Origin of the sequence: Sulfurivirga caldicuralii (genome assembly GCF_900141795.1) — a bacterium.
Taxonomy (GTDB): domain Bacteria; phylum Pseudomonadota; class Gammaproteobacteria; order Thiomicrospirales; family Thiomicrospiraceae; genus Sulfurivirga; species Sulfurivirga caldicuralii.
Window position 1 is genome coordinate 351,911 of the sequence record NZ_FSRE01000002.1, and the last position, 26,324, is coordinate 378,234.

Annotated in this window: 27 protein-coding genes and 6 tRNA genes; 18 read left to right on the forward strand and 15 right to left on the reverse strand. The window is 56.7% G+C overall.

Going from position 1 to position 26,324, the window contains the following annotated elements:
- Positions 1–37: 37 nt before the first annotated feature.
- The 5 genes from BUQ81_RS04890 (at position 38) to BUQ81_RS04910 (ending at position 3,481) form a co-directional block, all read left to right on the forward strand.
- Positions 38–1,036 carry a hypothetical protein gene (locus BUQ81_RS04890; protein ID WP_074201261.1) on the forward strand — a complete coding sequence of 333 codons (999 nt, stop codon included), beginning with the start codon at positions 38–40 and terminating at the stop codon, positions 1,034–1,036.
- Complete coding sequence (locus tag BUQ81_RS04895; protein WP_074201262.1) at positions 1,005–3,137, forward strand: RelA/SpoT family protein; 2,133 nt, start codon at positions 1,005–1,007, stop codon at positions 3,135–3,137. Before BUQ81_RS04890 ends, BUQ81_RS04895 begins: the two co-directional genes overlap by 32 nt.
- A gap of 100 nt (positions 3,138–3,237) precedes the next feature.
- A tRNA-Glu gene (locus BUQ81_RS04900) sits at positions 3,238–3,313 on the forward strand.
- A 4-nt stretch (positions 3,314–3,317) separates the two neighbouring features.
- Positions 3,318–3,393 (forward strand) — tRNA-Gly (locus BUQ81_RS04905).
- A gap of 12 nt (positions 3,394–3,405) precedes the next feature.
- Positions 3,406–3,481 (forward strand) — tRNA-Glu (locus BUQ81_RS04910).
- A gap of 151 nt (positions 3,482–3,632) precedes the next feature.
- On the opposite strand, the gene BUQ81_RS04915 is transcribed toward BUQ81_RS04910, so the two are convergent.
- Together BUQ81_RS04915 and BUQ81_RS04920 are read right to left on the reverse strand one after the other, a co-directional pair.
- Positions 3,633–5,405 carry a M61 family metallopeptidase gene (locus tag BUQ81_RS04915; RefSeq protein ID WP_074201263.1) on the reverse strand — a complete coding sequence of 591 codons (1,773 nt, stop codon included), beginning with the start codon at positions 5,403–5,405 and terminating at the stop codon, positions 3,633–3,635.
- Positions 5,402–6,406: an SLAC1 anion channel family protein gene (locus BUQ81_RS04920; protein WP_074201264.1), complete on the reverse strand. Its 1,005-nt coding sequence runs from the start codon at positions 6,404–6,406 to the stop codon at positions 5,402–5,404. The genes BUQ81_RS04915 and BUQ81_RS04920 overlap by 4 nt, the downstream gene beginning before the upstream one ends.
- A 112-nt stretch (positions 6,407–6,518) precedes the next feature.
- On the opposite strand from BUQ81_RS04920, the gene BUQ81_RS04925 reads away from it, so the two are divergent.
- From BUQ81_RS04925 to arsC, 9 genes are all read left to right on the forward strand, one after another.
- On the forward strand, positions 6,519–6,845 hold the full coding sequence (locus BUQ81_RS04925) for a TDT family transporter (RefSeq protein ID WP_327192029.1): 327 nt from the start codon (positions 6,519–6,521) through the stop codon (positions 6,843–6,845).
- A complete protein-coding gene (gene gltX, locus BUQ81_RS04930; protein ID WP_084188242.1) occupies positions 6,842–8,257 on the forward strand; it encodes a glutamate--tRNA ligase in 1,416 nt (471 codons plus the stop codon). Before BUQ81_RS04925 ends, gltX begins: the two co-directional genes overlap by 4 nt.
- 119 nt (positions 8,258–8,376) lie before the next feature.
- A tRNA-Gly gene (locus BUQ81_RS04935) sits at positions 8,377–8,452 on the forward strand.
- 4 nt (positions 8,453–8,456) lie between these two features.
- Positions 8,457–8,530: transfer RNA gene (locus BUQ81_RS04940), tRNA-Cys, on the forward strand.
- 54 nt (positions 8,531–8,584) lie between these two features.
- Positions 8,585–8,660: transfer RNA gene (locus BUQ81_RS04945), tRNA-Ala, on the forward strand.
- Positions 8,661–8,749: 89 nt separating this feature from the next.
- Entirely contained in the window at positions 8,750–9,784 is a 1,035-nt protein-coding gene (gene dusA / locus BUQ81_RS04950; protein ID WP_074201267.1) for a tRNA dihydrouridine(20/20a) synthase DusA, read from the forward strand.
- The gene (gene xseA, locus BUQ81_RS04955; RefSeq protein ID WP_074201268.1) at positions 9,771–11,318 is read left to right on the forward strand and encodes an exodeoxyribonuclease VII large subunit; all 1,548 of its coding nucleotides are present in this window, start codon (positions 9,771–9,773) and stop codon (positions 11,316–11,318) included. Before dusA ends, xseA begins: the two co-directional genes overlap by 14 nt.
- Complete coding sequence (gene xseB / locus BUQ81_RS04960; protein ID WP_074201269.1) at positions 11,315–11,527, forward strand: exodeoxyribonuclease VII small subunit; 213 nt, start codon at positions 11,315–11,317, stop codon at positions 11,525–11,527. The genes xseA and xseB overlap by 4 nt, the downstream gene beginning before the upstream one ends.
- Positions 11,517–11,876 (forward strand): arsenate reductase (glutaredoxin), encoded by a 360-nt coding sequence (arsC, locus tag BUQ81_RS04965; RefSeq protein WP_074201270.1) that lies wholly within the window; start codon positions 11,517–11,519, stop codon positions 11,874–11,876. Before xseB ends, arsC begins: the two co-directional genes overlap by 11 nt.
- 151 nt (positions 11,877–12,027) lie before the next feature.
- Here the strand turns inward: arsC and BUQ81_RS04970 are convergent, their stop codons facing one another.
- Positions 12,028–12,474 carry a hypothetical protein gene (locus BUQ81_RS04970; protein WP_074201435.1) on the reverse strand — a complete coding sequence of 149 codons (447 nt, stop codon included), beginning with the start codon at positions 12,472–12,474 and terminating at the stop codon, positions 12,028–12,030.
- 73 nt (positions 12,475–12,547) lie between these two features.
- Between BUQ81_RS04970 and BUQ81_RS04975 the strand changes: the two genes are divergently transcribed.
- From BUQ81_RS04975 to BUQ81_RS04985, 3 genes are all read left to right on the forward strand, one after another.
- Positions 12,548–14,068, forward strand: coding sequence for an RNA polymerase factor sigma-54 (locus tag BUQ81_RS04975; RefSeq protein WP_074201271.1), 1,521 nt, complete (start codon positions 12,548–12,550; stop codon positions 14,066–14,068).
- Positions 14,069–14,080: 12 nt separating this feature from the next.
- Complete coding sequence (locus tag BUQ81_RS04980; RefSeq protein WP_074201272.1) at positions 14,081–14,785, forward strand: response regulator transcription factor; 705 nt, start codon at positions 14,081–14,083, stop codon at positions 14,783–14,785.
- A gap of 90 nt (positions 14,786–14,875) precedes the next feature.
- A complete protein-coding gene (locus BUQ81_RS04985) occupies positions 14,876–16,318 on the forward strand; it encodes an ATP-binding protein (protein ID WP_234947349.1) in 1,443 nt (480 codons plus the stop codon).
- Positions 16,319–16,339: 21 nt separating this feature from the next.
- Here the strand turns inward: BUQ81_RS04985 and BUQ81_RS04990 are convergent, their stop codons facing one another.
- From BUQ81_RS04990 to BUQ81_RS05000, 3 genes are all read right to left on the reverse strand, one after another.
- Entirely contained in the window at positions 16,340–17,569 is a 1,230-nt protein-coding gene (locus BUQ81_RS04990) for an SPOR domain-containing protein (RefSeq protein ID WP_074201274.1), read from the reverse strand.
- 163 nt (positions 17,570–17,732) lie between these two features.
- Positions 17,733–19,037, reverse strand: a complete 1,305-nt coding sequence (locus BUQ81_RS04995; RefSeq protein WP_074201275.1) for an MATE family efflux transporter — start codon at positions 19,035–19,037, stop codon at positions 17,733–17,735.
- Positions 19,038–19,045: 8 nt separating this feature from the next.
- On the reverse strand, positions 19,046–19,351 hold the full coding sequence (locus BUQ81_RS05000) for a hypothetical protein (protein WP_074201276.1): 306 nt from the start codon (positions 19,349–19,351) through the stop codon (positions 19,046–19,048).
- Between the two features lie 108 nt (positions 19,352–19,459).
- Between BUQ81_RS05000 and BUQ81_RS05005 the strand changes: the two genes are divergently transcribed.
- Positions 19,460–19,840: an H-NS histone family protein gene (locus tag BUQ81_RS05005; protein ID WP_074201277.1), complete on the forward strand. Its 381-nt coding sequence runs from the start codon at positions 19,460–19,462 to the stop codon at positions 19,838–19,840.
- A gap of 56 nt (positions 19,841–19,896) precedes the next feature.
- Here BUQ81_RS05005 and BUQ81_RS05010 read toward each other — a convergent pair whose 3' ends face one another.
- From BUQ81_RS05010 to BUQ81_RS05050, 9 genes are all read right to left on the reverse strand, one after another.
- Positions 19,897–20,514, reverse strand: coding sequence for an NUDIX domain-containing protein (locus tag BUQ81_RS05010; protein WP_074201278.1), 618 nt, complete (start codon positions 20,512–20,514; stop codon positions 19,897–19,899).
- Positions 20,507–21,568: an alanine racemase gene (gene alr / locus BUQ81_RS05015; RefSeq protein ID WP_074201279.1), complete on the reverse strand. Its 1,062-nt coding sequence runs from the start codon at positions 21,566–21,568 to the stop codon at positions 20,507–20,509. The genes BUQ81_RS05010 and alr overlap by 8 nt, the downstream gene beginning before the upstream one ends.
- Positions 21,568–23,034, reverse strand: coding sequence for a replicative DNA helicase (gene dnaB, locus BUQ81_RS05020; protein WP_407702705.1), 1,467 nt, complete (start codon positions 23,032–23,034; stop codon positions 21,568–21,570). The genes alr and dnaB overlap by 1 nt, the downstream gene beginning before the upstream one ends.
- A gap of 94 nt (positions 23,035–23,128) precedes the next feature.
- Entirely contained in the window at positions 23,129–23,587 is a 459-nt protein-coding gene (gene rplI, locus BUQ81_RS05025; protein ID WP_074201281.1) for a 50S ribosomal protein L9, read from the reverse strand.
- Between the two features lie 3 nt (positions 23,588–23,590).
- A complete protein-coding gene (locus BUQ81_RS05030) occupies positions 23,591–24,499 on the reverse strand; it encodes a DUF2232 domain-containing protein (RefSeq protein ID WP_074201282.1) in 909 nt (302 codons plus the stop codon).
- Between the two features lie 19 nt (positions 24,500–24,518).
- A complete protein-coding gene (gene rpsR, locus BUQ81_RS05035) occupies positions 24,519–24,746 on the reverse strand; it encodes a 30S ribosomal protein S18 (RefSeq protein WP_074201283.1) in 228 nt (75 codons plus the stop codon).
- An 11-nt stretch (positions 24,747–24,757) separates the two neighbouring features.
- The gene (rpsF, locus tag BUQ81_RS05040; RefSeq protein ID WP_074201284.1) at positions 24,758–25,087 is read right to left on the reverse strand and encodes a 30S ribosomal protein S6; all 330 of its coding nucleotides are present in this window, start codon (positions 25,085–25,087) and stop codon (positions 24,758–24,760) included.
- A gap of 206 nt (positions 25,088–25,293) precedes the next feature.
- Complete coding sequence (pyrF, locus tag BUQ81_RS05045; RefSeq protein ID WP_074201285.1) at positions 25,294–25,977, reverse strand: orotidine-5'-phosphate decarboxylase; 684 nt, start codon at positions 25,975–25,977, stop codon at positions 25,294–25,296.
- Positions 25,964–26,320 carry a lipopolysaccharide assembly protein LapA domain-containing protein gene (locus BUQ81_RS05050; protein WP_074201286.1) on the reverse strand — a complete coding sequence of 119 codons (357 nt, stop codon included), beginning with the start codon at positions 26,318–26,320 and terminating at the stop codon, positions 25,964–25,966. The genes pyrF and BUQ81_RS05050 overlap by 14 nt, the downstream gene beginning before the upstream one ends.
- Between the last annotated feature and the right edge of the window lie 4 nt (positions 26,321–26,324).

A 26,324-nucleotide genomic window follows, 5' to 3' on the forward strand; every position in this document is an offset into this window, starting at 1 on the left:
CCGGTTAACCCGGCCTTTTTTGTCTGCGGAACCTGTCATGACGCAACTGGTTATCTACGCACCACAACTCACCCGCGAACATACGGATGCGCCCGCGCTGGCGCCATGGCTGCGCTATGCAGACCGCCTGCCGGCCAAGGCGCCGCAGGGGCTTGCCCGTAGCGCCTACTGGCTGCACCAGACGCCGCCTGTGCCCTGGGCCGCCATCACTGCAGCAGAGGATCTGCAGGACTTTGATCCGGAACGTTTCTATCTGCGCATGGACCCGGTGCATCTGCATCCCGATAGGGATACGCTGGTGCTGTTTCGTGCCGAAGCGGTCGGCATGACAGAGGCAGAGGCCCGTGAGCTGTTTGACGCCTTCAATGCGCACTTTGCCGAGGAGGGTGTGCAGTTGCAGTGGGGGGCGGAGGATCGCTGGTATGTATCCCTGCCACAGGCCATCGATCTCAGGACCGTTCCCTTGCCGGATGCCGAGCATGCCAATCTGCACGCGGTGCCCATGCAGGGGGAGGCCACTTCTCACTGGAACCGGCTGCTGACCGAGGCGCAGATGCTGTTTTATCAACACCCCCTCAACGAAAGGCGACGCGCACAGAATCTGCCTGAAATCAACAGCCTGTGGCCGTGGGGTGAAGGGGTTTATTCACAGTGGCATCGCATTCCCCGCAATGGCGCAGCGGTGTACAGCCCCTTTGCTGACATTGAGGCGCTGGCGCGGCAGGTGGGAGCTAGCGTATTGGCGCAGCCCTGTGTGGAGAACCTTGGGGTTGCGTCATCTGGCAATATACTGCTGGACTGGCAGGCGCAGCCGCTTGACTGGGTGCTGACACAGTTGGAGGCGGTTTCACAGCAGTTGAAACAGCGCCGTCTGTCAGGCTGTGTGCTCGATGTGGGCGGTGAGTCGGTATTGTCATTGAAGCCGGCCATGCTGCGCCGCTTCTGGCGGTGCTGGGGGGCACCCCGTTACCGCAATATATTGAACTCGCAAGAGGCAGTGGACCTTGAACGCCTTGCTGAAAGCCCTGGAGATTGATCCCAAGAAACAGCCCTTGCTGGCCCAGGCTGCCGCGCTGGCGCATGAGGCGCTCAATCTTCCGCAAGTCGGCCATGTGCGCAGTGTGGAGGTGGCGCAGGTTCTTCATCCACTGGGGGTGGACGAGGCAACCCTGATAACAGCGCTGCTGTCGGATCGCACGCTGGAGCCGCTCTACAGCAACGAGGTGATCGCCGAGCAGTTTGGCGAGGAAATTGGACGGCTACTGGCCGGTGTGCGTCAGCTGAACCAATATCGGGATTTCGATCCAGAACTGCTGCAAAACGAGGATCAGCTGGAGAATCTGCGTCAGATGTTGCTGGTGATGACCAGTGACCTGCGCATGCTGCTGGTCAAGCTGGCCTACCGCATCGTACGCCTGCGCCACCTCAAGGAGGATCCCGTTGATGTGCAGCGACACGTGGCCGCAGAAACCCTGCATATCTTCGCACCGCTGGCCAACCGGCTCGGTCTGGGACAGCTCAAGTGGGAGCTGGAGGACCTCTCCTTCCGTTATCTGCAGCCGGAAATCTATTACCGCCTGGCGCGGGAGATGGCGAGCAAACGCAGCGAGCGCGAAGCCTATGTGGAGGCCTTCAAGCAACAGCTGAAGTCCCTGTTGGAGGAAGCAGGCATTGAGGCCGACATTACCGGACGTCCCAAACATCTGTACAGCATCTGGAAAAAGATGCAGCGCAAGGGCCACGCCCATGTGGATGAGCTCAACGATTTGCGCGCCGTGCGCGTTTTTGTGGATGACGTGGGCACCTGTTATGAAGTGCTCGGACTGGTGCATACCCACTGGGAACCGGTACCGGACGAATTCGACGACTACATCGCCCACCCCAAGGAAAACGGCTATCAGTCGTTGCATACGGTCGTCATTGGCCCCAACGGCAAGATGGTGGAAATTCAAATTCGCACCCATGCCATGCACCAGCATGCCGAGTTCGGCGTGGCCACTCACTGGCGCTACAAGGAGGGCGATGCCCGCATCGATGAGCGGCTGGAGCAGAGCCTGCTGGCGGTGCGCCAGCACCTGGAAACCGCCTCCCTAGCTGACCTGGGTGCGCTGGATGTGTCGGTGCAGAGTGACCGCATCTACGTGCTCACCCCCAAAGGGGAGGTGATTCATCTGCCGGCGGGCGCTACGGTGCTGGACTTTGCCTACGCCATTCATACCGAGCTGGGCCATCGCACCCGTGGCGCACTGGTCAACGGGCGCATCGTGCCACTGACTTATGCGCTCAAAAACGGCGAGCAAGTCGAAGTGCTCACGGCGCGGGAGCCGCGCCCCAATCGAAACTGGCTCAACCCATCGCTGGGGTATACACGCAGTCCGCGTACACGCGCAAAGATCCGCAGCTGGTTCAACAAGCAGGACCGCAGTCTCAATATCGAACAGGGTCGTCAGCTGCTGCACAATACATTGCAGCGTCTGAATGTGAAGCGCCGTGAGGTGTTGCCGCATCTGCTCGAGCGTTTTCGCCTGAAGGAGGAGGAGAGCCTGCTGGAGCAGCTGGGCAAGGGCGCCATCAATGAAGTCCAGCTGGCTGCTGCGTTGCAGAAGTGGGTCATCCGCCAGGCTGAAATGCCTCCTGCGCAGGCGCACACCAGTGATGTGGCGCACAACGATACGGAAGGGGCGCAGGTGGTGACGGCGGCCGGTCCCTTGCCGTGGCATGCGGCCAAATGCTGCCAGCCCAAACCGGGTGAACCGATCGTCGGCTATGTAACCCGCGGCAGCGGCATTACCGTGCATGCAGCAACCTGCCCGAACATCCTCAATCTGAGCGACAGCGAACGCAAGCGTCTGATTGATGTCTACTGGGCGAACGAGGGCGAAGGACATCTGGAAGTGCAGCTGAAAATCGTTGCCCATGCAGCGGATACGCTGCTGATGGATCTACTGGCCCGTTGTCGGGAAATGGATGCCCAGGTGAAAGCCATCAATAGCCACACTGAGGCAGAAGGGACCGTGCGCATCAGTCTGACCGTGCTGCTGCCGCAACGCCGTCCGCTGGGCCTGCTGCTGGATCGGCTGGAGTTCCTGCCCGGTGTGATCGAGCTGCAGGTGACGCGAACGCGCCGACAGGCTTGAGCATGCATTTTTTTATTGCGGATTGTTGACAGCGCAGGCCCAATCTCTATAATACCGCCTCGTTGCCACTGTAACGCGGCAGCGCAAAAATTGGAACTGCGTCCCGTTCGTCTAGAGGCCTAGGACACCGCCCTTTCACGGCGGTAACAGGGGTTCGACTCCCCTACGGGACGCCACCACGCGGGAATAGCTCAGCTGGTAGAGCACAACCTTGCCAAGGTTGGGGTCGCGGGTTCGAGTCCCGTTTCCCGCTCCAATTTTCCACTCCGTCCCGTTCGTCTAGAGGCCTAGGACACCGCCCTTTCACGGCGGTAACAGGGGTTCGACTCCCCTACGGGACGCCATTCTTTCCCAATCTCTTTTCCTCTCCAACTGTTATTTGACCGTCGCCCAGACGGGGGTCCCCGACTTTTTCACGTTTTGATTTTTTGCCCGTGCAAAAAAATGCCCCACAGCGTGCTGCAGGGCGGGTTTTGGCGTGGTTTAGTGTGTTGATCAGGGCCAGTCGAGATGGGGATGGCCTTCGCGCTTTGTGAGCACGACGCGATCGGCAGGCGGTTCGTCCAGCACGGTTTCGGTCGTGGTCAGCTCATCGCGGCGGAAATAGGTGAGCGTGACCGGCTCGCCCGGTGCATACTGCTTGAGCATGTTCTCCAGATCCTCCATGCCGGTCAGCCGCAATCCATCCAGCGCAACCAGCTCGTCGCCGGCGCTCAGCCCGCCATGATAGGCAGGACGATCCTGCCACACATGCGTCAGGCGCACCGTCTGTTGCGGCGTGGTCTGGGCATTGATGCCCAGATTGGGCGGGAAGTGCGTCTGCTCCGTCCTGCCGCCCGGATCCTTCAGGTCGGTGGGAGGGCGCAAGGCAAACTCGACACCAAAGGCGGGGAAGAGCTCGTGTAGTGGCACATCTTCCACGTCGTGTAGCACCCGCTGAAAGTAGTCGCTCAGATCCGTTCCGGCCACTTCGCTGGCAAGGGTTTCAATTTCACCATCTTCCAGGCCGGTGCCGGTACGTCCATGCCGCTGCCACAGCAGACGGGTGAGCTCGTCCAGCGTCTTTTGGCCGCGGGTATGCTTGCGGATAAGCAGGTCAAGCCCCAGCACGATGGCAGCGCCCTTGCTGTAGTAGCTGGTGATGGCGTTGGGGGCATTTTCGTCCTGCTGGTAGAACTTGCTCCAGGCGAGCCAGCTGGATTCGGCCACGCTCTGCACGTGGCGCCCTGGCATGCGCCAGACACGGGTGAGCTCCTTGGCCAGCGTATCCAGATAGGTGTCGAAATCCATCAACCCCGCCCGATAGAGAAACTGGCTGTCGTAGTAGCTGGTGGCACCCTCGAACCACCACAATTGGGTGGTATAGACCGGGGCACTGAGGTCGCAGCGTTGGAAGCAGGCGGGCTGGATACGCTTGACATTCCAGGCATGGAAGTATTCGTGGCTGCACAGCTCCAGAAAGCGCAGGTAACCTTCTGAGGGCTTGTCCATGCCGGGCCAGGGCATCATGTCGCGGCTACACAGCAGGGCGGTGGAGTCGGCGTGCTCCAGGCCGCCGTAACCATCGCGCGTGACCGTCACCAGAAAGAGGTATTGCTCGAAGGGCGCCTCGCCAAACAGGGCGATTTCCTGTTCGCAGATGGCTTTCAGATCCGTTGCGACCCGCTGCAGGTCAAAACGTCCTTGACCATAAATGGCTACCTTGTGTGGAATGCCGTTAGCCTCAAAGGTAACGGTCTGCAATTCGCCCATCTCCACCGGATGGTCGATTAACTGCCAGTAGCTTTCCGCGCGATAGCCGCCGAAACCCTTGTCGTCCACCGCCACGGGCGGCAGGGTAGTGGCCACCTGCCAGTCGTCGGCACGCATGTGCGGTGTGGCATGTAGCACCACCTCAAAGGAGTCGCTTTCAAAGCCTTCCGGCAGGATAAACACCGAAGTGCCGTTGAAAAAGCAGTGGTGCTGATCGAAATGGGCGTCGCGCACGGAAAGGTCATTGGCATAGACCTGATAGTAGATTTCCAGCGGGCCCTCGCAGGGAGCGCACTGCCAGCGGTCCTTGTCTAGTGGACCGATGGTGATGGGGGTGCCGTTGCAGTGGGCTTCCAGCTGCACCACGTGGCGGGCAAAGTCACGAATGAGGTAGCTGCCCGGAATCCACGCCGGCAGCCGCAACACCTGCCCTTCCGCTACCGGCTCGGGCACGGTGAGTTTGACTTCAATAATGTGCCCGGCCGGATCGGCGGGAATGAGGTCATAGCGGATCATGCGCTCGGCTCCTCAACGACAGGCTGCGGAGGCGGCACGCACAGCTTGCGGTTTTTCGCCGCCCACAATGTCTTGGCGGTCAGATGCGCAATTAGCACAGTCACCAGCGAGAGGAAGAAGGCGCCGATATAGGCGAATGTGACTTCAGCCGTCTGTGCAAACATGACGAAGCTGGCATTGGCGATGGCGGCCACGGGGAATGTGTAGGCCCACCAACTGATGGCGAACGGAATCCTGAAGAAACGAGGCGCCTGCACCAGCAGCAACAGGCTGATGAACAGGGCGACATAATAGAAGATACGTGCCAGTGCGTCCACCTGACCGGTGAGGTGCACGTAGGATAGGAACGCCATGGCCGGCGGTGCGATCATGATGAACAGGGTCGGCATCAGCACCCGGTCCACCGGCGGATGAAAGAAAAGGCGGTAGAAGATGACGGCCTGCAGAATGATCCAGAACACCACGCCGATGGAGAAGAAGAACCAGCCGATTTCCGCGCCGGCGTATTCCGGTGCGGCCATGGGCACGATCACGTTCCCCACCACGGGAATGAACCAGGCGGGGTTAAGGTGCTCGATCTGCCATTTTTCGTGGTGGATCCACAGGTTCATGATCACCAGCGTCAGGATGAGCTGCATGCTGGTGCCAATGAGCCAGAACCAGTAGCCCACCTCGGGGGCAAGATGCATGTAGCCACTGCCCAGCAGAATCAGGCTGATGCTGATGGTGGGGAAAAAGTTGATGGCGATGGGATGATTGAACTCCTTCACCATGAACTGCGGATACTTGATGATCTTGATCAGGTAGATAACGCTCAGTAGGGCGAACAGGGCCGTGGAGACAGCCAGCAACGCACTGAAAACCGTCGCCGGGAAGGCGAACAGCTGGGCGGTGAGGTAATAGCCCAGCGTCATGCCCATATAGCCCATGACCGCGCCAAACAGATTGACAGGAAAAAAGACCAGACGTCCGACTTGAGGTGTTGATGCCTGTTCGCTCATGTTGGTTCCTCGGAAGATGGTTGGTAAATGAGATAATGCTATCATAAGCGGGATTTGAACGGGCTTCAGGCAGGGCAGTGTCAGTGAGCGCCGCGCACTCTTTTTTCCCAGCATTACCTATTTCGCCATGCCCATGGCGCTGCTGGCCATGGGGATGAATATTCATCACCTGCAGCATCTGCTGAACTGGCGAGATGATGTGGCACGCTGGGTAGTGGCCTGTGGTCTGCTGGCGCTGCTCATCCTCAGTACCGTTTATTTCCAGCACTTTTTCAGCCGCGGCCGCGAGGCGCTGATCAAGGAGTGGCGTCATCTGTTTCAGTTTTCCTTTTTTCCGCTCATGAGCATCAGCTGGCTGATGGTATTATTTGCTTCCCTGATTACCGCATGGCTGTTGAAACAGTTCTGGCTTTCGAGGATAGGAGACGATTTTCAGTGATTAAGACCCGTTTTGCCCCCAGTCCCACCGGCTATCTGCATATTGGCGGTGTGCGCACCGCGCTGTATTCCTGGCTGTTCGCCCGCAGGCATGGCGGTCAGTTCGTGCTGCGTATCGAAGACACCGACCGCGAGCGCTCCACAGAAGAGTCAGTGAACGCCATCCTCGAGGGCATGGCCTGGCTGGGACTGGATTATGATGAAGGACCGTTTTACCAGACGCACCGCTTTGCACGCTATCAGGAAGTCATACAGCAGCTGCTCGACAGCGGCCACGCCTATTACTGCTACGCCACCAAGGAGGAGTTGGATCAGCTGCGTGCTAAACAGGAAGCCCGCGGCGAAAAGCCGCGCTACGACCGCCGCTACCGCGATTTTACTGGTACCCCGCCGCAAGGAGTCGATCCGGTGGTGCGTTTCAAGAACCCGCTGGATGGCGAAGTGGTCATCGACGATCTGGTCAAGGGGCGGGTGGTCATCAGAAATGAGGAGCTGGACGATCTGATCATCGCCCGTTCCGACGGCACGCCCACCTACAACCTGACCGTGGTGGTGGATGACTGGGACATGGGGATTACCCATGTGATTCGCGGCGATGACCACCTCAACAATACGCCACGGCAGATCAATATCCTCAAGGCGCTGGGGGCGCCGTTGCCCAAGTATGCGCATATCCCCATGGTGCTAGGGCCGGACGGCAAGCGTTTGTCCAAGCGCCACGGTGCCGTGAGTGTGCTGCAGTACAAGGAACAGGGGTATCTGCCGGAAGCGCTGCTTAATTACCTGGTGCGCCTGGGCTGGTCGCACGGTGATCAGGAGATTTTTACCGTTGACGAGATGATCGAATACTTCTCGCTGGATGCCGTCAATAATGCGCCTTCCACCTTCAATGAAGAGAAGTGCCTGTGGGTCAACCAGCAACATATTCAGCGCAGCAGCGGTGCACACCTTGCCCGTCATTTGGCGCCGTTTATGGCCGAGCGCAATTGCGATCTCGAACAGGGGCCTGACCTGGCCGAGGTGGCAGCGCTGCTCAGGGAGCGCAGCAGAACCCTGGTGGAAATGGCCGACCAGGCTATCTATTTCTATCAGGACTTTGACGCCTACGATGAAGCTGCCGCGAAAAAGCACTTGCGTCCGGTGGCGCTGGAACCGCTGAAGCTGCTGCGTGATCGCCTGGCCGAGCTGGGCGAGTGGACGGCTGAAGCGATACATGGTGTGATTCAGTCTGTGGCGCAAACCTTGGAAGTAGGCATGGGCAAGGTGGGCATGCCGCTGCGTGTGGCGCTGACCGGCCAGGGGCAGTCGCCGTCCATAGACCAGGTTGCGGCCTTGCTGGGCAAGGACAAGTCCTTGGCACGGCTGGATCGTGCCATTGAGTATGTCACCCAGCGGGCGCAGGCACAGGGTTAAGCCACATGTCAGAATCTGACGATAAGACCATCCTGACCATCGCTAACCACTGCACAACCACTTTTTGCGACAGCAGGCATTGACAATCGAAGCGTGTTCGTTAGAATACGCTTCGCCTTGCGGGAATAGCTCAGCTGGTAGAGCACGACCTTGCCAAGGTCGGGGTCGCGGGTTCGAGTCCCGTTTCCCGCTCCAATATGGCCGGGTGGTAGAGTGGCTATACAGAGGATTGCAAATCCTTGGACGTCGGTTCGATTCCGGCCCCGGCCTCCATCAAGGCATTGACAATATCCGGCGTATTCGTAAAATACCGCCATCCCATCGTGTGGGGCCGTAGCTCAGCTGGGAGAGCGCTACAATGGCATTGTAGAGGTCACCGGTTCGATCCCGGTCGGCTCCACCAATTTCTACAGATCCATCTTCCGCTTCATTGAATTTATCGATTGCTTCACGCCTTATAATAAAGCGCAATTCAATCACGCTTTAATCCTCATGACTTCAACGCCCAATCCGCGCTTTTCGGTGGCGCCCATGCTCGACTGGACTGATCGCCATTGCCGCTACTTCTACCGGCGCATGACGCGGCATGCATTGCTGTATACGGAAATGGTCACCACCGGGGCACTCATTCATGGCGGCAATCCGGAGCGTTTTCTCGGCCACGAGGACGACATGCCCGTGGTGCTGCAGCTGGGCGGCTCGGCGCCTGATGAACTGGCGCAGTGCGCCCGCATGGGGGAGAGCTGGGGCTACCAGGCCATCAATTTGAACGTGGGCTGTCCGTCCGACCGTGTGCAGAACAATATGATTGGTGCCTGCCTGATGGCGCACCCCAGACTGGTTGCCGAAGGCGTACATGCCATGAAGGGCGCTGTCTCCATTCCAGTCACCGTCAAGACCCGCATTGGCATCGATGAGATGGAAAGCTATCAGGCTTTCGAAGATTTCTGTGCAGCACAAATCGAAGCGGGATGCGATGGGCTCATTGTGCATGCGCGCAAAGCGTGGCTGCAGGGGCTGAGCCCGAAAGAGAACAGGGAAATCCCGCCACTGCGCCACGAGTGGGTCTATCGCCTTAAAAAAGCCTTTCCAGACACGGAAATCGTGCTAAACGGCGGCATCCAGACACTCGACGAGGCCGACGAAAAATTGCGTCCGCAAAAAGTCGGGGACCCCCCTCTGGATGGTGTCATGCTGGGCCGTGCGGTATATGAGAATCCCTGGATGCTAGCTAATGTGGATCGGCGCTTTTATGGCGGCGAGAATCCCATCCAAGGCCGGTTCGCCGTGGTTGAGGTAATGCGAGACTATACGGAACGTCATATTGCCCAAGGCGGCCGCCTGCATCATGTGATACGCCACATGCTTGGCCTGTTCAAGGGGTATCCTGGCGGGCGCAAGTGGCGGCAAATTCTGAGCCAGCAGGGGCATCGTGCAGATGCAGGCTGGTCAGTCGTCGAAACTGCCTTGGAAGCAGTACGGGCTGAAATCAGGCGGGCAGAGGAGCGCGACCGTGCAGTATCTTGAGGTACCGTTTCGGGAAAAGGATCAGGCCAAGGCGCTCGGCGCCCGCTGGGATGCGGTGCGCAAAAAATGGTTTGTGCCCAGCGAACTGGCCGAGGACCTGAGCCCCTTTCAACGCTGGCTGCCAGCTCAAGCTGACCTGCTGGAGATGGAGGCTGACAAGCCGTCTGAAAACAAGCCCTTGAGCCTGTCGCAATTATTGCATCAAGTCGAAGCTGCGCTGCAGCAGCGTTTCCCAACCAGCGTGTGGGTGCACGCTGAAATAGCCGAGCTCAGCGAACGCCGCCACCTGTACCTGCACCTGGTGGAAACGGATACGAACAGTCAGGAGCTTGCCAGGGTACGCGCCACCCTGTGGCAGAGTCAGATCGAAAGCTTGGTGGGCAAATTCGTGGCCGCAACAGGAAGCTCTTTGGCTCCAGGCCAGAAAGTACTGTTGAAGGTTCAGGTACGCTTTCATCCACGTTATGGCCTCTCGCTCAATATCGAAGACATAGACCCCAGTTATACGCTGGGGGATATTCAGGCGCAGCTCGCCAAGCTTCGCGAACAACTGAAGGCCATGGGGCTCTATGGGCGCAACCGCCAGCTTCCTTTGCCGCAGGAATTTACCCGCGTTGCTGTGATCGCACCGCCCAAGGCGGCTGGGCTGGGCGATTTCCAGCGCGATGCAAAGCGGCTGCAGCAGTTTGACTTATGCCAGTTCGCCTATTTTCATGCCAGCTTTCAGGGCGAGCGTGTGGAAGACGAATTTATGGCTGCATTTGACGCCATCGAAGCACAGCACGTCAATGAACCCTTCGATGCCTTGGTGATTATTCGCGGCGGCGGCGCACAGCTGGATCTGCACCAGTTGAACCGCTTGAGCATTGCACAACGTATTGCCCAATGTCCATTACCGGTCTTTACGGGTATTGGCCATGAGCGGGATAACACGCTTCTGGACGAAGTAGCCGCCCAGCGCTTCGATACGCCCAGTAAGGTCATCGCACATATCCGAGAGGTCATAGTAGACAATGCGCGGCAGGCTCAACAGAATTGGCTGGCCATCCAGAAGCAGGCACGCCAACAGCTGCATCGCAGTACATTGCAGCTGAATCAACTGAACCAGACCATCCATCACAATGCCCGGCTTTCACTTCACCACGCTTGGCAAAAGGTCAATCAATATCGTCAACGGCTCCAGTGGTCAGCACACCAGATACTGACAAAGCAAAAACAGGCGCTTATGAGCACAGGCCAACAGATACGCTATCTCGCCACGGCACCTATTAACCTGCAGCGCCAATTTTTGCACCAGTTGCACAGGCGTGTGCTGGAACACGCCTGGCAAGCCCCGGTCAACGCCAGGCAGCAGATCGAAAACTGGATGCGACATATCCTGCTGCTAGGCCCCCAAAAGCAACTGCAGCGAGGCTTTGCCCTCGTGCGTGATGAACAGGGCAGGGTGGTACGGCGTGGTGCAGATTTGAAAGTGGGGCAACCCATACAGATACAATTTGACGATGGTGTCCGCAAAGCCAAGGTGGAAGCATGAGCAAAAGCACGAGCTATAAAGAAAACTATGCCAAACTGCGCAACATCGCCGAGCGGCTTAATCAGCCCGAAGAGCTGGATATCGATCAGCTGGTGCCGCTTGTGGATGAAGCGGCCAAGGCCTATCAGGCCTGTAAACAGCGCATCGAGGCCGTTGAAAAAGCTCTGAGTGCGAAGCTGGGTGAACTGGAGGATGATCATGGCGAATAAGAAGGCCATCATCTGGCACAACCCACGGTGTTCCAAAAGCCGTGGCGCCCTGAAATTGCTACAGGAACATGGGGTAGCGGTGGAAGAGCGACGCTACCTTGACAACCCACCTAGCCCTGAAGAACTGGATGCTGTTCTGACCATGCTGGGTATGATGCCAGAAGCCATAGTACGCAGAAAAGAAGCGCTGTTTAAGGCATTGCACCTGAATGAAAGTACGCTGACGCGAGATGCATGGATGGAAATTCTGAGCAGGCACCCCAAGCTGATCGAACGGCCGATTGTGATCATTGATAACCGTGCGGTAGTGGCACGGCCACCGAAAAACGTCCTGGAGCTTCTTGACTGACAAGGGTTTGTTGCAACCCGTGGTGGAGTGGCGAGCGAAAAATTGTACCAATTCCTGCAATTTAACATAATATAAATTATGCGAACTAGAAGTAACCTAAGAAAACCGGCATAAGAGCCGGCTCTTGAGCATACTTGAGCTTTGTTGTGCTTCAGGATGGTGCGCCGCCAAAGATAAAGATCATGGGTACGAGAGAAACCATGGCAAGCAGGATTGGAACCCAGGCCTTTTCTTCCTTGTGGATGACACCAATCACCCCCGTAATTGCGGCAACGGCTGCTGCGGCCCATGACAAGGGTGGGAAGACCATGGCAAAGAAGATTGCCACTGCTCCGGCAACCATGCCCAGCGTGACATAGTTGCCTGGATTGTACTTTTTGGTGTTGCGCATGTCGTCGGGGAGGCTGCTGGCGGAATCAACGCGGCCCAGAATGGCATTCAATTCGTTCTCAGGGAGCGGTGCCGGCATGGCGAGTTCTTCTTCGCTCATCCCGTGTGTGATCTTCTTCCAGCGATACAGTTCCCTTAACAGGTCATCCCACGTAGCATCGTCTGGCAGCTCTGACAAAATTTGTGCCAATTCTTCTTTCATTGTCATGATAGCCTCCTCTTTTCGGTTGTGATTTGATACATTAAAGTCATTATAAGAAAAAACCAAGAGGACGTCCTTCATGGCAGTCATGCCCGGATTGCAGATTAACATTGGCCAGAGTCAGCAACTCAAGCTGACCCCGCAGCTGCAGCAATCCATCAAGGTTCTTCAGCAGTCCGCGCTCGAAATCCAGACGATGGTGGAGCAAACTCTGGAAGAAAACATCTTCCTTGAGCTCGATCAGGACGAAGAGGATGTTCTGGCTGATGATTCGGCTGCATTAGATGCTCAGGATGAGGCTACCACAGAAGGTTCCCTATCAAGCGAGGAAGATTCAGCGACAACGGATACAGCGCTTGGCAATGACTTGGAAACCGATGCATCGTGGGAGGACATTTATCAGGATGACCCCATCCCCTCACTCGCACTCACGCACTCAGGTGACGCCGAAGAGTGGACAGCGCCTGAAAATTACACCGCCGAACAACGTTCTTTGCATGATCATTTGCTCTGGCAGGCGGAAATTCATGAATGGGATAGCGACCTTGACCAGCTCATTGCGCAATACATCATCGATGCATTGGATGATGATGGTTACGTGGACGAACCCCTCCAGACGATTGCGCAAGCCATAAGTGAGCATGCCGAGCTTCCCATTACTGAAGAAAGGGTTGAGTCTGTTCTGAAGGTTGTGCAGACATTTGAGCCAGCCGGTGTCGCTGCACGTGATCTACAGGAGTGTCTTCTGCTGCAGTTGAATGCCGATACCCGTGACGGCCCCACCACCGCCCTGCTGGAACAGGCGCGCGATCTCATCAGCAATCATTTCGAACTGCTTTCAACCCACCAGTTCAATCGTATTAAACGCCGCTACAAACTGAATGATGATCAGCTGGAAGCGCTGATTCACTTCATTCAGTCGCTCGAACCCCGCCCAGGGCGCGCATTTGCCGTGGTGGAGAACGACTATGTGGTGCCTGATCTGATTCTGACCCGTCGAGGCGACCGATTTGTGCTGGAACTCAACAGTGAGGCCTATCCCCGCCTGCGCCTCAATCCTGAATACATCCAGCTGGCGGAACAGATCAAGGACCCATCTCAGGCCAATGCCCTCAAGGAAAAGCAGCAGGAAGCTCGTCTGTTGATCAAGTCCCTGCAGCACCGAGGCGAAACCCTCCTGCGCGTGGGCCGCTATATCGTCGACCGCCAGCAGCGTTTTTTTGAGGAGGGTGAAAAGGCGATGCAGCCCATGGTCTTGCGCGAAGTGGCCGAAGCGCTCGATCTGCATGAATCCACCATTTCCCGCGCCACCAATCAGAAATATATTCAGACACCCCGCGGAACTTATGAACTTAAATATTTCTTTTCGTCCGGGGTAGCGCAATATGGTCAGGATGATCAATCAGCCACGGCCATCAAGTCCTACCTCCGCGAGTTTATTGACGCAGAAGACCCTCGAAAGCCATTAAGCGACAGCAAGCTGGTCAAGCTTCTTGAAGAAAAGGGCATCCATGTTGCTCGGCGCACTATCGCAAAATATCGGGAATCCATGGGCATCCCTGCTTCTTCCGAACGCAAAAAGATCAATTATTTCAAGTAATAGTCATCAAACATGAATACAGAACATAAGATCGCTATCGTTGAGGACGACCCGCATCAACTGTCGCTGCTGGAGGAAACGGTTCGGGAGGCAGGCTTTACCCCCCTGCCCTACACGGGACGTCAGGAGGCCCTGGAAGGAATTCAGAAGGCGCGTCCCAGCATTCTGGTGTCAGACATTATTCTTGGCGATGAAATGGACGGTGGCTTCGACCTGGTACGCGATCTGCAACAGACGGGTATTGTTCTGCCGATCATTTTCCTGTCGGAGCGTCACGATGAATTCGACATCATTACTGGCCATACACTGGGCGCGGTGGACTACCTGCCAAAACCCTACAACATGAAGCTTCTGATCGCGAAGATTCGCAATCTTCTCCGATTGACGCAATCCTCGCAGCCAGCGGATTCCACCTTGGAAAACCTGGTTGTGGACCCGGAAAACCTTGCTGTCACATGGAAGGGTGAACCCGTCTATCTCACCGCGACCGAATTTGAGATGCTGCAGCAATTTGCCCAAGCCGGTGCCCGTCACCTTGTGACCTACGAAGCGCTGCAGTCTGCCACGCAGGGAGTGGTTGAACGCAACACCATCAATACCCACATCTGCCGCATTCGCAATGCCTTTCGCAAGGTGGACCCAGAGTTCGACATGATTCAGAATGAATATGGGCGCGGCTACAGCTGGCGTAACAAGGATGAGAAACGCAAACACTGATCAGAAATGTCTCCGATGCGCCTGAGCATTCGCCAGCGCTTTCTTATCCTGCTGGCGCTACTGCTGATTTTCCCCTTTCTCATGTATCGAATGGCGCTTGATTTCAATCGCAAGCTGCTCGAACAACAGATCGTCCAGCAGTCGCAAACGGTTCAGAACCTTGCCGCCATTCTTGAGAACCGGCCCGACCTGTGGGCCCTGCAGATTTTCAAGGGCGATCCAACGCGGCAATTGCGCCATCTTGATCTCAATAATGCCGGCATCTGGCTATTCAACCGCAACGGCACCACCACCTATGTGGTCGGTCACCTGCCGAAAGAAGAGGCTGTAACCGCATACGATGATTTTTTCGCCCGTATCGGACAGTGGACCATACGCCAGATCCACGCCCTGTTTCCGCACACCCTGCCCTATTTGATCCCCTACGACGCCAACCCGGAAAAAACCCTCATTCAGCAAGTGTTGAAAGGGGAAACAGCACAGCGATTCCGCTTTGACGCGAAAGGCAGGCCCCTTTCGCTTATGTCTGCTACACCGCTCATTGTGAATGGAAAACAGCTGGGCGGAATCGTCGTGGAAGAGCGCGTGGAAAGCCTTTTCGGCCCGCAATTGCAGAACTTCTACCACGTAGTGGGCATCGCCACCTCCCTGCTCGTTTTGCTGATGATGGCCTTTGCTTTTTACGGGCTAACGCTGTCCGGTCGTATTCGCCGCCTTCAGCTGGATGTCTCGCGCGCTTTCGATCCCGCCCGATACCGGATTGGCGCGTTTCCCGATACCCGCAAACCCAACTGGCAGCAGGACGAAGTGGATAACTTGCGCCACAGCATTTTTGAGATGCTGCAGCACATTCGCCAGTATGAAACATTTTTGAAGGCTCTACCCAAGGCGCTACGTCATGAGCTGCACAACCCCCTCAACCGACTCAGTATGAGCCTGCAGCGCATCGAGGAAACCGGACGAACCGAGCCCTATATTGAGCATGCACGACATGGCGTTACGCAATTACAACGTATTATCACAGCACTGGGTGAAGCAGGCAGCATTGAGCAGAGTGTCCTCTCTGAAACGCCACACACCTATCGCGTGTCGGAAATGTTGCACGCGTTAGCAGAGGCGCTCCAGGAGCACTATGGAGACAAACTAAAAATTACACTACAGCTTTCGGATGCGGCGAGCGTGTGCGGTGATGGATTTCTGCTGGAGCAGGCATTGGACAAGTTGATCAGCAATGCGTTCGACTTTCATCAGGGTAAAGCGCCTGTCCAGTTTGAAGCCATCCAGCAGAATAACGTAGTGGACATACGTGTGATAAACCGCGGCACTTTGCCAGAAACACTGTCGCCCGAGCAATTGTTTACCGGCATGACCAGCGTTCGTCCAAAGACGAGTTCAACACCGCACTTGGGATTGGGGCTTTACATTGTGCGCCTGGTCGCCCAGTTTCATGGAGGGGAGGCATATATCAGGCAGGAAGGCAATACCGTCATCGCTGGCCTGAAACTGCCACTGACCCCTTGCGATCAGGTTTAGCATTTTTGGATTCTTCGATGATCAGCGCGGCAGGTTGGCCTGCAGCGGCTTAAAGGTGCGTACCCACGGGCTGATGCCGGTACGCTGGCGAATGGCCGCAGCCGCTTCCTTCGCGCTGGTTCGCTCTGCAAAACTGCCCTGGATCAGGACATAGCGTGTCTGGCCATCACGTATCTGGCGGATGATTTTGGCTTCGTTCAACTGCTTGTTTCTGATCATGTGATCGAGACTGGCCTTGTCCAGCACACTGGCCAGCTGGAGCGTCCAGTGATCGGCGGGTTGTTGTGCCACCCACTGCTCGCTTTCCATCAGGACGCTTATGTCGGGTGACGTTTTCTTTTTGTCGGCTCGCTCTACCACTGGCACCTGTGGCTCATCCGGTTGAGCAGGCTCCGGGATGGGCATCGCCTCGTCATTTTGCTCCCGGATGACAGCGCTCTTTTCCTCAGCGTGAGCCTTCACGGTGGGAACCGCAGCCGTGGCGCGCAAGCTTTTAAGCTGTACCAGCAATGTGGCAAAACGCTTGTCGATCACCTGCTCGATCCGTTGGCTGAATTGGGCCAGTTTGGCGTCCAGCACCGCTTCAGTCACCACATTGGCCTCTGTGAGCTCTGAATGGACCTGGTCGCTCACTTTTTGCTGAGCATCCACGGGCAGTGCCTTCCTCTCCAGTGCATCGAGCCGAGCCGTAATGGCGGCCAGAGAAGCCGTGTCAGATGAAGACTGCGACTGCTCAAACTTTTGCAGTCGCGCTTCCATCTCGGCAAGCTTTGTACCCAGCGTCTTGATCTCACCCTGCAGCTTATAAAACGCCAGACCGCCGGCACCCAAAATGGCGACCAGGACCGTAGAGGCGATCACCCCCATCCAGATAGTATTTTTCTGCCCCATGTTGGTACCATCCTCTTCATTGCGGGATCCATGTTCAGAACGGGGTTGTTGTTTTGGCATGTCCTGCGGTGTATCGTTCTGCATACGTGCAGTCCGCCCCTGAGCTCGGCTGCGCCGTCTGGGACGTGCCGCAGCACGCAGGCTAACGCGATCTTCATCAACTTCTTCCGCACCTAAAAGACGTTCGTTAGCCTCACTCATCAGCCCTCCTGAAATCGCTGCACCATCGGGCATCACCTCTTCTGCCGCCTTGAGCCAGTCCTGGAGGGTCAATTCCCCACCTCGCGCCTTGGCACGCGCCTCGATCTCTGCAAGAATACGTTGTCTTTCCTGTTCGAAATTGACGGGTTGTTCGGCCATGAGTGCTCGATAGAATAGTTTTTTCAATTATAGCCACAAGTCAGGTGACACATGCACTCCATCACGTCAGATCACGTTCTTACTGCAAGCTTAATGACTATCGGCATGACGCTACTTGTCATTGTGGTCGTTGCCGCTGTCGTTTATGGCCTGTATCGCTTTTTCAAGTCGGATGACGATGCCACCACACCGCCAGACGCGTCATGAGTAAAAGCGCCGCACTGCTCAAACCCAGCACAATGCCTGCCCAGTAGCCCTGAACATCATGGCCATGATGCGCCAGCCATACACCAGACCCCAGTCCGATTCCCCAGTAGCTGATCAGTGTGGCAATGAAGGTAAAGCGCGTTTTCTGCATGCCGCGCAACAGTCCGGCCGCCATGCTTTGCAAGGCATCGAAAAACTGATACGCCACCGCATAAAGCAGTAAAGCCGATGCCACTGCGATCACTTCATTTTCTTGGCTGAACAACTGCGGCAACAGATCATGGCCCATAAACGTCAGGGCGGCCAGCCCCAACCCGCATATGCCGGCCAGCAACAGGCTCTGGCGAACAAAGTATTTCAGGTCGGCAAGCTGCGCCGCCCCCAGCAGGCGTCCTGTCTCAATGGCTGCGGCCATGGATAGACTGTAGGGAATGACATAAAGCGTGGCCGTAATGGAAATGGCGATTTGATGCGCGGCCAGCGCAACGGCTCCATAAGGTGCGATAAACAGTGATAGCACCATGAACAGCGACACCTCAAAAATCAGTGCCAGCGCAGCGGGCAGCCCTAGCGCCCATAAGCGTCGCAAATACTCCCTTGACCACTTTCCCCGCCAGGCCGATGCAAATGCAGTGTCCTTGCGCAAATAAAAATGACTGCCCACTGTCACCAGTATCATCAACACGCTGCTGGCAACCCCACAACCCGCTCCGCCCAATCCATTCCAATCGCCAACACCCAATACGAGAAAAAAATCCAAAGGAATGTTCAACAAGAATGCAATAAAACTAAATGCAAGCGTAAGTTGGGTTTTTCCAAAGCCTTCCCAGAAAAAGCGATAGCCATCGTATATAAAAAAAATAGCCATGCCCGGGATAATGGCCCAAAGATAGTGCTGTGCTACCTTTACTATGTCCGTTTGAGCATCAATGAGTTGTGGCAGCAGCAAACTCAATCCGCCAAGAATCAGGACAGCAAGGGCTCCCAAAACGAGCCCCGATATGCGTGCACTGGTCAACCACGCCGCAAGTTCAGAGTGATCGTCTGACCTGGCCAGATTATGCGCAACAAGTGGGGACAACACCATGAGCACACCGGTTCCAAACATCAGCACGATCAGCATCAGGTTTGAGCCGAGGGCAACGCCGGCCAGTTCGGTCGCGCCCGCCTGTCCGGCAACCCAGGTATCCACCAGCCCAAGGCCGTTCAGAGCAAACTGGGCAAGCAGGATGGGCCAGGCGAGATAAAACAGGCGCTTCATGGGTACGCTTAATCTTCTTCGGGTGTATCGGCCGCACTGCAGTCAAGCCAGCCCGGAATAAAAAACAGTGCGATCCATTTCATCAGCCAGTAAAAGAGTCCATAGAGTACCGGCGCCAACGCGATAACCAATGGCAAACCCACCAGCATATCCACCAGCGCCAGCTCGCCGTTGATCATGCGCACGAAATATGCTTTTTCCACCAGTGACCAATACAGCCATGCCAATGCAAGTCCCCATCCAATCAAGGAAATGCGCCGATGCATGGTAGGGGTAAAATCACAGTAGAAAAAGCGGTGGAAATCATTTGCCATAATTTTGTCACATAAAAAATTTTGTATTAAAATGAAATAAAGGCCGCAAGATAAAACAATACCTATAAATATAGCGGTCAATTCCTGAACCGAAACGAGGTCTGTATTATGAACGATATTGAAGCACTGGCACGACAGAAAAGGGCGGAGCTCCGCCGCCTGCAACGTGAACTGGAGCGCCTGGAGGCCCTTAAGAACAAGCGCCTGAAAGTCACCTCCCCTGAAATCAAGGATGTGGCCCGTACCATTCAGTCTCTGGCCAAGGATCACATGATGGAAACGGAAGAGGTGCTGTCGCTTGTCCGTGAAGCCATCGAGCGTTATCCCCTTAAGGGCAAGCGTGGCGGCACTCTCGGCCGGGTACCGCCCAAGTATCGCAACCTTGACAATCCTGCAGAAACCTGGAGCGGGCGTGGTCGTAAGCCCCGCTGGGTTGTAGCCGCCCTGGAAAAAGGATTGACCTTGGACGACCTGCGCATCCGCGACTGATCACGTCTACCCTTAACCCGCTTTTTCCTGGCCGCCTCCATGGCGGCCGTTTTATTTTACGCGCCCTGCATGGCTTTCAATTGAGGCCACTTCCGGTAAACCAGCCACTGCATGCCGATCCATGTGCTGGCAACCTCAAACATGCCTGCTTCCAGTTTCCGCCTGACTTCATCGAATGATAGACGGTGGAGGCGAATATCCTCCCCTTCGGCTGCATGACCGGCGGTTTCCGGAATCTCTGCCAGTGAAATCGCTGCGGCATAAACATGCAGACGCTCCCTACCACCCCCGGGCGTGGGGTAAAAATGACAGACGAACTCAAGCCTGGCAGGATCAACTTCCAGCGTGGTTTCTTCCCGCGTCTCGCGAACACACGCTTGTTCCAACGTTTCACCTGCATCCACATGACCGGCGACCGGTTCCAGCAGCCAGGCGCGTTCATCCTGATAATAAGCCAGGGGTCCGATGCGACACTGCTCCAGCAGTAACGTTTCCTTTCGGTCCGGGTCATACAGAATGACGACCACCACAGGCTGCGGCCGCCCATAAAGTTCGCGCTCGTGCACCGGCGACCAGCTGCCATCGAAGCGGGTACAACGAACTTTCAGGCGATCCACCTTGTAAAAGCCATCATAGACTCGCTGCTGCGCCAGAATTTCAACGCGCTTATTCACGTTTTACCCTCGCTGTTATGCCGCACATGAGCTCGTAGGCAATGGTGTCCGCCTGTTCCGCCACTTCCCAGACCGGCACATTGTCACCCCACAGTTCGACCGGGCTGCCGATCTGCAGGTGCGATTTACGGGGATGATCCGTCAGGTCAACGCAGAGCATGTCCATGGAAACACGGCCAATCAGTGGCACCCGCGCACCCTCCACCCAGACAGGTGTTCCAGTCCTGGCATGACGGGGATAGCCATCGCCATACCCGGCCGCCACAATGCCGATTATGCTGTCCCGTTGCGCACGCCATGTGAGGTCGTAGCCCACCCCTTCTCCCTGTCTGATGAGCTTGACGGCGATGAGGGCAGAATGGAAATGCATGACCGGACGCAGCCGCGAATCAAGCGGAGTGGCCCCATACAGCATAATGCCTGGACGGGTCCAGCCGATACGTGCCGCCGGCACGCCGATCAACGCGGCCGAGTTGGCCAGGCTGACTGCACCGATCTCGTTCTTGACCGTGTCATGGCAGATGCCAAAACGCTTCAATTGCTCTGCTGTAAACGTCGGATCGCTGTCTGCGCAGGCAAAATGACTCAACAAATTGAGCTGTGCATTGGGTAGTTGCTGCCGGAGCTGAGCAATGGTGCGCGCGCATGCTTCGAAGGAAATGCCCAGCCGATGCATGCCCGTGTCCACCTTCAGCCACAATATCCATGGAGCCTCGGGGGCGAAGGCGGCCAGCCAGTCGATCTGGACGGGGTCATGCACCACCAGCTGCAGATTAAGGGCATCGGCCAGCTCGGCCTCATCCGCAGAAAACAGCCCTTCCAGCAAGAGAATGGGCTGGTCAAAGCCGCCTTCGCGCAACGCAATGGCTTCATCTACCGAGGCAACCGCAAAACCATCGGCATCGCTAAAGGCATTGGCGGCCCACAACAAACCGTGCCCATAGCCATCGGCCTTGATAACGGCCCAGACAGGCTGATGGTTGTTGAGCGCCTTGGCATGCTTGAGATTGTGGCGCGCAGCTGCCCCGTCCAGACTGATACGTGCCGGCCGCATCAGAACCCTCCTTCAGCCCCTTGACTCTGCGGGAGGTAATTTTCGAAACGGGTATATTCGCCAATGAATGTCAGCATGACCTTGCCGATGGCACCGTTGCGGTGCTTGCCGATGATGATCTCGGCCAGTCCCTTGGCATCCGTATCCGAGTTATACACTTCGTCACGGTAGATAAATACGATCAGGTCGGCATCCTGCTCGATGGCGCCCGATTCACGCAGATCGGACATCTTCGGCCGCTTGTCTGGTCGCTGCTCCAGGCTGCGGTTCAACTGCGACAGCGCAATCACAGGAATATTGAGCTCCTTGGCCAACGCCTTGAGGCCGCGAGAGATCTCGGAAATCTCGTTGACCCGGTTGTCGGTTGGCGTGGAACCGCGCATCAGCTGCAGGTAATCGATAACAATCAGATTTAATCCCACCGCTTTCTTTTCCGCCTCTTCTTCCGACAGGCCGGCCTTGAGCGCCGCCTCGCGCTGCTTTTCGCGCAGATCCTTATCGATACGCCGTGCGCGGGCGCGCAGCTCGGTAATGGTCAGAGCCGGTGTATCGTCAATGACGATGGTGGCCTTGCTGAGCATGGCGATGGCACGATTGAGCTTGGGCCAGTCCTCCTCTTTCAGTTTGCCGGTACGGATACGATTGGAAGGAATGCGGCCGACAGAACTGAGCATGCGCATCGCGAGCTGCTCACCAGGCATCTCCAGACTGAACACGGCAACGCTGCCTTCTCCAAGGGTGGCCACATTTTCGGCAATATTCATGGAAAAGGTGGTCTTGCCCATGGAGGGCCGCCCAGCCACAATGATCAAGTCGCCGTTCTGCAGGCCGGAAGTCATCTCATCCAGATCCTTGTAGTGTGTTTCCAGCCCGGTAATGGCGCTGTCGGATTGGAACAACTCTTCGATCCGTTCCACCGCCGCACCCAACAGATCTGCGATGGGGCGGTATTCGCGCTCCTTGTCGGCACCATGCTCTGCAATGGCCATGATGCGCGTTTCCGCCATGTCAAGTACTTCACGCACGGACTTGCCATCGGGAAAATAGGAGGTTTCGATAATTTCATTCCCGGCCGTGATCAGCTGCCGCAGAATGGCCTTGTCGCGTACGACGCGGGCATAGTACAGCAAGTTCGCGGACCCGGGCACATTCTTGAGCAGCGAGGCGATAAACGCCTTGCCACCCACCTGCTCCAGCTGGCGCGTGCTGCTCAGATAGTCGATAACACTGATACCGTCATACGGCCGCCCGGACTGGTGCAGCGCACTGATCGCATTAAACAGAATGCGGTGAGCTTCGCTGTAAAAGTCCTCGCTGTTAAGGACGGCAGAGACTTCATCGAAGTGGGCGTTATCCAGCATGAGTCCGCCCAGGACGGACTGCTCGGCTTCGATGGAATGGGGCGGAAGTTTCAGCGGGTCTTCACGCTGAAAGGGAATGGCGGCTTCTGTACTCATATACTGCATTGTATGCAAATGTTGCACACGGCGAAATCTTGACAAATAAAAAAGCGGCCACAAGGGCCGCTTTCTGGTTCAAAAGGTGTTTTCAAACCTTTGATCAGGCAGACTTTTCTTCCGCCTGCACATCCACATTGATGGTGGCAACCACATCCGGATGCAGCTGGATGTCGATTTCGTAGGTACCCACCTGACGGATAGCGCCTTCAGGCATGCGCACCTGCTTGCGCTCCACTTCGAAGCCGGCTTCGTTCAGCTTTTCGGCGATATCGTGGGTGCCCACGGAGCCGAACAGCTTGCCTTCATCACCGGCAACGGCCATAACGGTAATGACCTGACCGTTGAGCTGCTCATACGCAGCCTGCGCCTGTGCCAGTTGCTCGGCAGCCTGACGCTCCAGCTCGGCGCGGCGCGCTTCGAACTCGGCCATGTTTTCAGGGGTAGCCGGCTTGGCCTTGCCCTGAGGGATCAGATAGTTGCGTGCAAAACCGGGCTTGACGGAAACCACGTCGCCCAGATTGCCCAAATTCTGTACTTTTTCCAGAAGAATCACATTCATGGTTCAATCCTCATTATTGTTTGGTGCATAGCGCTGGCGAAAGTCCAGCCACATATCAAGCAGCGCGACCATGGCCAGCACCATAATCGTCTGCGGAAACAGGAATAACAGCACATAGAGCCCGAACAGCCAGCTGCTGCTCATCTGGCGCTGCTCGACCAGACTGTGCACGACCGCAAGACCCTGAAACATCAGTCCGGCACTGAGCACGCCAAACAGATCGGCAATCAGCCCGGCCTGATCAGGGCCGGTCAGCAGGCCCGCAAGCGCTACAAGGCCGGCCAACCAGGCCAGCGAGCGCGGCAGCGACAGGGTATGGAACGCCTTTTGAAAGGCGCCCTGCGCATACAGGGCCGCATCCCACCACAGTGCCACGAACAGCATGCTGACGAAGACGATGACCAGCGACATGGCAATCAGCATGGTGGCCATCTTGGCCATGATCTGCAGTGCCTGCGGATCCGGGGCCTGCATGTTCGCCTGCTCCATGGCCGGTGTCAGCAGCGTATTGAACACTTGTGTCCACCACGCCACCGGATCGGCCACCAGCAGATGGAAACCGATGACCAGCGTACCCATCAGCCAGACGGCTGCGAGAATGATGCTGGCAAGATCGCGGGTACGCAGGAAAAACCAGGCCAGCCCCCAGGCAGGCAGGATAAATTCACCGATCCCTGCCATACCCGGCCAGGGGGCACCCAGAACGAACTGGGCCAGCACCAGCTGAATGGCGCTTGCGACCAATGCCAGTTGAAAGCCCTCTTTCACGCCCACGCGGATGGTAACCAGTGCGATCACGGCGCCCAGCAGGAACCCGACCGGCGCAAACCACAGCGTCAGTGCGGACAGACCGGCCGTTGCCAGATAGCCCTGGCGTGGTCCCTGCAGTACATAACGGGCGAGAAAGAGCATGCCGTATCCTGCTTACGTCTTACTTGTGCTGATCGGTGTACGGGATCAGTGCCAGATAGCGTGCACGCTTGATGGCGTTGGCCAGCATGCGCTGATGCTTAGCACAGGTGCCGGTAATGCGGCTGGGCACGATCTTGTAGGTTTCGGTCATGTAGGACTTCAGGGTGTCCAGATCCTTGTAATCGATCTCGGTTACGCCATTCGCACAGAATTTGCAATATTTTTTACGACCAAAGCTTCTTGCCATGTTGACTCTCCTTATTCTGCATCTTTGTTTTTCATCATCACGGACGGCGTGGTGATGGCTTCGTCACGACGCAGGATCATGTCACGCAGGATGGCGTCGTTGTAATAGAACAGGTTTTGCAGCTCGGAGAGCGTGTCGTTGTCACACTCGATGTTCATCAGAATGTAGTGCGCCTTGTGCACCTTGTCGATGAGGTAAGCCAGCTGACGACGACCCCAGTCTTCCAGACGGTGAATCTTGCCGCCGTTTTCCTCGATCAGCGCACGGTAGCGCTCAATCATGGCAGGCACCTGTTCGCTCTGATCAGGGTGCACCATGAGGACGATTTCATAGTGACGCATAGTTGTATCTCCTTATGGATCATTACTTAAATGAGCCTTCCGCAGTGGTCAGCCGCAGCCGAACACGGGTAAGGCAAGGATGTCGGTTGCCCGAAGGGGGGGTCCCCGACTTTTTCACGGCGCCCTTTTTCGCAAGCAGCGAAAAGGCACCAGAAAACAGGTAATTATAGCGATTTGGCGGGATTTTGGCGGAAATTTGCGGCTTGTCAGGCGATTTCTGCGTGAATGCGCTGCAGAGCGGCAAGTGGGTCGGACGCCTGAGTAATGGGACGCCCCACCACCAGATAATCCGCACCGGCGGACAAGGCATCGGCGGGTGTCATGATGCGCGTCTGATCACCCTTCGCCGCCCAGGCCGGGCGGATGCCCGGGGTAACCAGTTGAAAGCCCTTGCCAAAAGTCTCTTTCAGGCGGGGGGCCTCCTGGGCGGAGCAGACAACGCCGTCCAGCCCAGCTTCGTGGGCCAGTCCGGCGAGGCGCAGCACATTTTCCTCAGCGTCTAGCGGCAGACCAATCGCCTGCAGCTCGTCGGGCCCCATGCTGGTCAGGATGGTCACTGCAATCAGCTTTGTCGGCCCGGTAATCGCCTCTCGTGCAGCGGCAAGCATTCGCGGCCCCCCCAGTGCATGCACATTGACCATCCACACCCCCAGATCCTGTGCAGCCGCCAGTGCCTTGGCCACTGTATTGGGAATGTCGTGAAACTTGAGGTCCAGAAAGATGTCAAAGCCCCGCTGCTGCAAGGTTTCCACCAAATGTGGCCCGCCGCGGGTAAACAGCTCCTTTCCCACCTTGAGCCGACACAGATTTGGATCGAGTTCGGCGGCAAGATTCAGGGCCAGCTGGGGCTGAGCGTAGTCGAGGGCGATGATGAGTCTAGGATCGGACATCAGGCAGGGCTTTATCATTATCAGACAGGGGCGCTTTGGAAAGCGTCAGCTCATGGCGTAACTCATGCATCTGCTGGCGTAGACGCAGTTTTTCGTCTTCACACTTCTTAAGCTGACGATTGGCCTTGCGTAGTTGCCAGCGCCAGCTGATCCAGCTGCTCAGCATGGACAGGCCAACCAGCAGCATTCCCAGTACAAGCGCCAGTGCCACAACCACGGAGAGCGGCCACTCGAAGCGGTAGCCGGGCAGGTTGAGCGTGACCACATGCGGATTCATCACACCCAGCACCACGCCGATCGCAATCAGGACAATCAGAACGAACAGCTGGATTGGATTGCGCATGAGG